The organism is Rhodococcus sp. IEGM 1351, assembly GCF_030056875.1.
In the GTDB taxonomy this organism is placed as follows: Bacteria; Actinomycetota; Actinomycetes; order Mycobacteriales; family Mycobacteriaceae; genus Rhodococcus_F; species Rhodococcus_F opacus.
Genome location: NZ_JASHKU010000035.1, coordinates 59,127 through 64,712, shown reverse-complemented (window position 1 = coordinate 64,712; position 5,586 = coordinate 59,127). Strand labels below are relative to the sequence as shown.

Sequence of the window (5,586 nt, the reverse complement as noted above, 5' to 3'; positions counted from 1 at the left end):
GGAACCGCGCCAACCGATTCACCCGCGCACCGAACTCCCCATACGACAACACCACCGCACCGCACACCACCGCCGCAGCATCCGGGGTCCGCCCCACCTGCGCATCGAGCAGGTCGGCGAGGGTGGTGCGGGGCACCGGGTGACCCGTCGCATTCCACGAACCCACCACCAACGCCCGCTCACCCGGCCCCAGAACCTCCACATCACCCACTGGCGCATCCGGATCCGCAATCACTCCCGCCAGAATCCGGAGGAACCGCTCCCCGAATCCCACGACCGTGTCCGGATCGAACACATCCGACGCGAACGTGAACGACGCCTCGATGCCTGCTGCCATCCCGGACGCGTCGTAGCGCTCCGCGAGGGTCAACTGCAGATCGAACTTGGACACACCGGAATCGACGTCGAGGATCTCCACCGTCAGTCCCGGCAGGTCGAGGTGCGCCGGGGCGGTGTTCTGGAACTCCAGCAGAACCTGGAACAGCGGTGAGTACGCGGTCGAGCGGGTCGGTGCGACTGCATCGACCACACTCTCGAAGGGCACCTCGGCATGACCGAACGCCGCCAGATCCGCTTCCCGCGCCCGGGACAGCACCTCGCCGAACGTTGCGGCAGGCTCGACGATCGTCCGCAGGACCAGGGTATTGACGAGCATCCCCACCACGTCGTCGAGTGCTTCCTCGCCCCGCCCGGCGATCGGCGTCCCGATCGCGATGTCGCCGGAACCGCTCAGCCGCGCCGCCAACACCGCCAGCACCGCATGCATCACCATGAACATCGTGGAATTGTGTTGCCGCGCGAGGAGGAGAAGCTCCCGATGATCTTCCGCCGACACCGAAAACCGGACGATCCCACCCCGGAGCGCTCTGTCCGCGGGCCTCGGCCGGTCCAATGGAAGATCCATCGCGTCGGGGAGCCCGGACAGCGTCTGCTTCCAGTACTCCAACTGCGCCGACATCATGCTGCCGGGATTCTCGTCGCTGCCGAGGGCCGCCCGCTGCCACAGGCTGTAGTCGGCGTACTGCACCGGGAGTGGCCGCCAGTCGGGAGCCTGCTGCTGTAGCCGCGCCGAGTACGCCACCATCAGGTCGTGGGCGAGCGGGGCCAGCGACGCTCCGTCCGCCGAAATGTGGTGCACCACCAGCATGAGGACGTGCTCGTCGTGACCGGTCCGGAACAGGGCACCACGCACGGGCACCTCGGTGCTCACGTCGAAGCCCTGAGCAGTCGACTCGGCGATCCGCGCGCGCACTGCGTCCTCGTCTTCGCAGACCGTCGGCTCCAGATCCGGAATTACCTCCCCCGGTGACAGGATCACTTGATGCGGTCCGTCCACCGACGCCGGATACACCGTGCGGAGCGATTCGTGTCGTTCGAGGACATCCGCCACCGTCGCCCGGAGCGCCTCCACGTCGAGCGTTCCGGACAGTCGCAGCGCCATCGGAATGTTGTAGGCGGGCGACGAGGTGTCGTACTGATTGACGAACCACATACGTTGCTGGGCAAGCGACAGCGGGATCCGGTCGGGGCGTGTCCGCGCCACCAGGTCCGGGCGGTCGGGGCGCCTCGCGTGGGCACCCTCGATCCATCCCGCCAATGCCTCCACCGTCGGCGCCTCGAACAGGGTCCGCACCACGAGGTCGGCGCCGAGTGCGGCGTTGACCCGCGCGACCACTTTCGTCGCGACCAGTGAATTTCCGCCGAGGTCGAAGAAGCTGTCGTCGAGGCCGATTCGTTCCACACCCAGCACGTCGGCGAACACTCGCGCGACGGCCCGTTCCACCGGAGTGACGGGCGCACGGAACTCGGTGGCCGTGGAGAGGAATTCCGGCGCCGGCAATGCGGCACGATCGAGCTTCCCCACCGGTGTCATCGGGATCTCGTCCAGAATCACGATCGCTGCCGGCACCATGTACGTCGGCAATTGCTCTGCGGCATAGTCGATCAACTCGGCAGTCGCCAGCTGTTGCCCTGCTGCCGGCAGCACGTACGACACGAGCACCGTGTCGCCGGACGGTGCCGTTCGCGGCATCGTCACTGCGGTCCGCACCCGCGGATGGGTATGGAGGACGGTGTCGATCTCACCGAGCTCGATGCGGAAGCCGTGTACCTTCACCTGGAAATCGCTGCGGCCCTGGTATTCCAGCGTGCGGTCGGTTCGCCACCGCACCACGTCCCCGGTGCGATACATCCGGTCGCCGGGGCCGCCGAAGGGGTTGGCCACGAACCGTTCCGCCGTCAACGCTGATTTACCGTGATATCCGCGAGCGAGGGCGTCGCCCGCGACGTACAGCTCCCCGGCCACGCCGACCGGCACCGGGTTCAACCGCGCATCGAGGACGACCTCGTGGAATCCGCGGAGCGGACCGCCCAGTGTGATGGCTCCGTCCGGTGACAACGGTGCACTGATGTTCGACATGACGGTCGCCTCGCTGGGCCCGTACGCGTTGCACAATCTGCGACCGGGCGCCCACCGCTTCACCAGTTCCGGCGGGCACGCCTCGCCACCGAACACCACGTCCCGGAAGTCGGCGAGTCCGTCCGGCTCGACCGTTCCGAGCGCGGCAGTGGTGACGAATCCGTGGGTGACCCGTTCCGACGTCAGGAGGCGGGACAACTCGGCGCCGCCGTAGATCGTGGGCGGAACGATCACCATGGTGGCGGCGGCGGCGAACACGTGCAGGTACTCGGATACGGACGCGTCGAAACTCGGTGTGGAGAAGTGCAGAATCCGGGACGTCTGTGTGGCCCCGGATCGTGAGCGCTGCTCGGCCGCGAAGTCGTCCAGGCCACCGTGTGTGACCACGACGCCTTTGGGCCGGCCCGTGGAACCGGACGTGTAGATCACGTACGACGGATTCTCCACGCGGAGAGGCCGCGTCCGCTCCGCGTCGGTCACGGCGGATTCCGGCTGCGTCGCACAGAGCGACCGGAATTCTTCGTCGTCGAGCACCAGCCACGGAATGGCGTCCGGTAGCCGGGAACGCACGGCGGACACCGTCACCCCCAGCGCAGCGCCCGAATCGTCGAGCATGTGCTCGATGCGTTCGGCCGGGTAGTTCGGGTCCACCGGCACGTAGGCCGCACCAGACTTGGCCACCGCCAGCATCGACAGAACCGACTCGATCGAGCGAGTCAAGCCCAGTGCCACGAAGTTCTCCGGCCCGATGCCGCGTTCGGCGAGGACGCGTGCCAACTGGTTCGAGCGCTCGTCCAATTCTCGGTACGTCACCTCGACACCGCGATACGAGAGCGCGACACCGGTGGGATTGGTTCGTGCTGCCGCTGAGAACAATTCGGAAAGCGTGCGACCCGGACGTCCCGGCACGCCGGAGACCGGAACGAGGGTCGCGTGTTCGGTATCGGACAGGATGTCGATGTCGCCGACGGCGAGCGCCGGGTCGCCGGTGACCGTCTGCAGGATTCGGCGGAACCGTTCGCCGAGGCCACGTACCGTCCCGGGGTCGAACAGATCGGTGGCGAACCCGAGTGTCGCCGTGATCCCGGACGGGGTGCCGTCGGCGTCGACGGCCTCGGTCGCGGTCACCCGCAGGTCGAATCGGCCGACCCCGGAGGTCTCCGCCCCCTCGCGGCACTCGAACAGGACTTGGACGATCGGCGAGTATGCGGGCGAATCGCTGAGCGCGAGTGTCCGGACCACCTGTTCGAAAGGGACGTCGCGGTGCTCGAACGCCGCCTGGTCGACATCGCGGACGTGGCCGAGGAGATGAGTGAAGGAGGTGTCCGGTTCGACGCGGTTACGGAGCACCACGAGGTTCCGGCCGTCGTGCATCGCGGTCGTCGTTCCGATCGCCACATCCGAGGCACCCGACAGCCGGCTCAGCAGAACGGTGAAGGCCGCGTGCAGCACCGAGAACGTGGTGGTGTCGTGTTCCCGCGCCAGGGCCACCACTCCGGCATGTGCCTCTGCACCGATCGCAACGTCGACGCGGTCCTCCCCCCGGGTTTGCGCGGCGGGGCGAGGCCGATCGGACGGCAGATTCAGCACTTCCGGCATCCCCGACAGCCGATCCTTCCAGTACTCGAGTTGGTGCGCCGCGAGGCGTCGTCGCGCACCGTCGAGGGCCGTGGCCTCGTGAATCGTCGCGACCCGGGCCTGCGGGCCGGCCGAGATGAACTCTTCCAGCAGTTCGACGAAGTGCCGGTGATGCAGGCGCAGTGCCGAATCCTCGTACCGGTTCGGGTTGGCCCGGAAATCGACGAAGATCTCGGCCGGCGTCCCGCTCGGGTACACGTTGACCAGCAGATCTTCCACCGGACCCGACGTGACGATGTGGTATTCGCCGACCAGCGGGCCCAGTTGGACGTTCTGATGGAACAGCATGACGTTGACCATGGGGCCGTGGAGTTCGGCGCCAGTGCCCGTGCCCACGTCGCGGCGGATGTCCTCGATACTGCACCGCTGATGCCGCAACGCGCCCATCAGTTCTCGCCTGACCCGCGACACGAGGTCCGCGACCGTCTCGTCCTCGTCGACCGTGATCGGCAGCGGTGCGACGTTGACCATCATGCCGCCGGAGTTGCGCAGCACCGACGTGGTCCGGCCGGACATCGGAACATTCACGAGAACATCGGTTTTCGCCGTGATCCGCGACAGGTAGCAGGCGAAGGCGGCGATGATCGTGACTGCCGCGGTGGCGTTTGCCTGACTGTCGGCGTTGTGGATTCCGGAAACGGCCGCCTCGGACAGCAGGGCACTCTCGACCTTGCTCCTGGCGAGTGCGGGCGCGGTCGCGTCGGCCAGGGTCGATCCTTCGACTGCCTCGACTCGTTTCGCCCAGTACTCCCGATCGGCCACGAAGCGGTCGGAGGACCGGTAGCGGGCGTCGACGTCGTACAGCTCGTGCAGGGTCGCGGCTCGATTCGGATCCGGTTCGCGACCGGACATCGAGGCCGAGTACCGGTGTGCGATGCGGTTGATCAGTGTCATGGCGCCGTAACCGTCGAGCGCGACGTGGTGAATGCGGCTGTACCACAGGTAGTGCGACTCTCCCACGCAGAGGATCGAGGTCTCGAACAGTCGATCCGTGTCGAGATCGAGTGGGGCCTGGTAGTCCCGGTCCATCCATTCGTGCGCTGCAGCGACCGGATCGTCCTCACCGCGAAAGTCGATGACGGCGATGGACGTGTCGGTGGTGTGGTCCACGTACTGCATCGGCCGGCCGTCGACCTCGACGACCTTGAGGAACGGCGACTGGAACTCGCGGGCCACCGCGATGGTCTCCCGTCGCAACAGGTCGATGTCGAGGTCGCCGTGCAGTTCCACGTAGTGCGCTACCGAGATCGGCACCGCGGGGTCGAGTTGCTGCGCGAACCAGGTGGCACGCTGCGCCGCAGACAGCGGGAAGGGCACCGCGCCCGAATCGTGTGTAGCCGGCTTTCGCGTGTCGACGGGCTTCACGGCGGTTCCTCCCCATAAGGTATCCCCGACCGCTCACAGCGTGACCGCGTCCTGATCCTGGCTCGCGAAGGCGGGAGGCGGTAGCTTTTCCCCGCCCCCCAGAAAATTCGTTCGCCGTCAACAGGGCGCACAGACCCCATCGTCGCACAGCGGCGCGGCTCCGT

General features: G+C 67.1%; 1 protein-coding gene. It reads right to left on the bottom strand.

All coding sequences use genetic code 11. The features are described from left to right. Positions 1–5,422, bottom strand: a 5,422-nt coding sequence (locus QM806_RS36640; RefSeq protein ID WP_283294655.1) for a non-ribosomal peptide synthetase, incomplete at its 3' end; no start/stop codon positions are given. Positions 5,423–5,586: the final 164 nt, after the last annotated feature.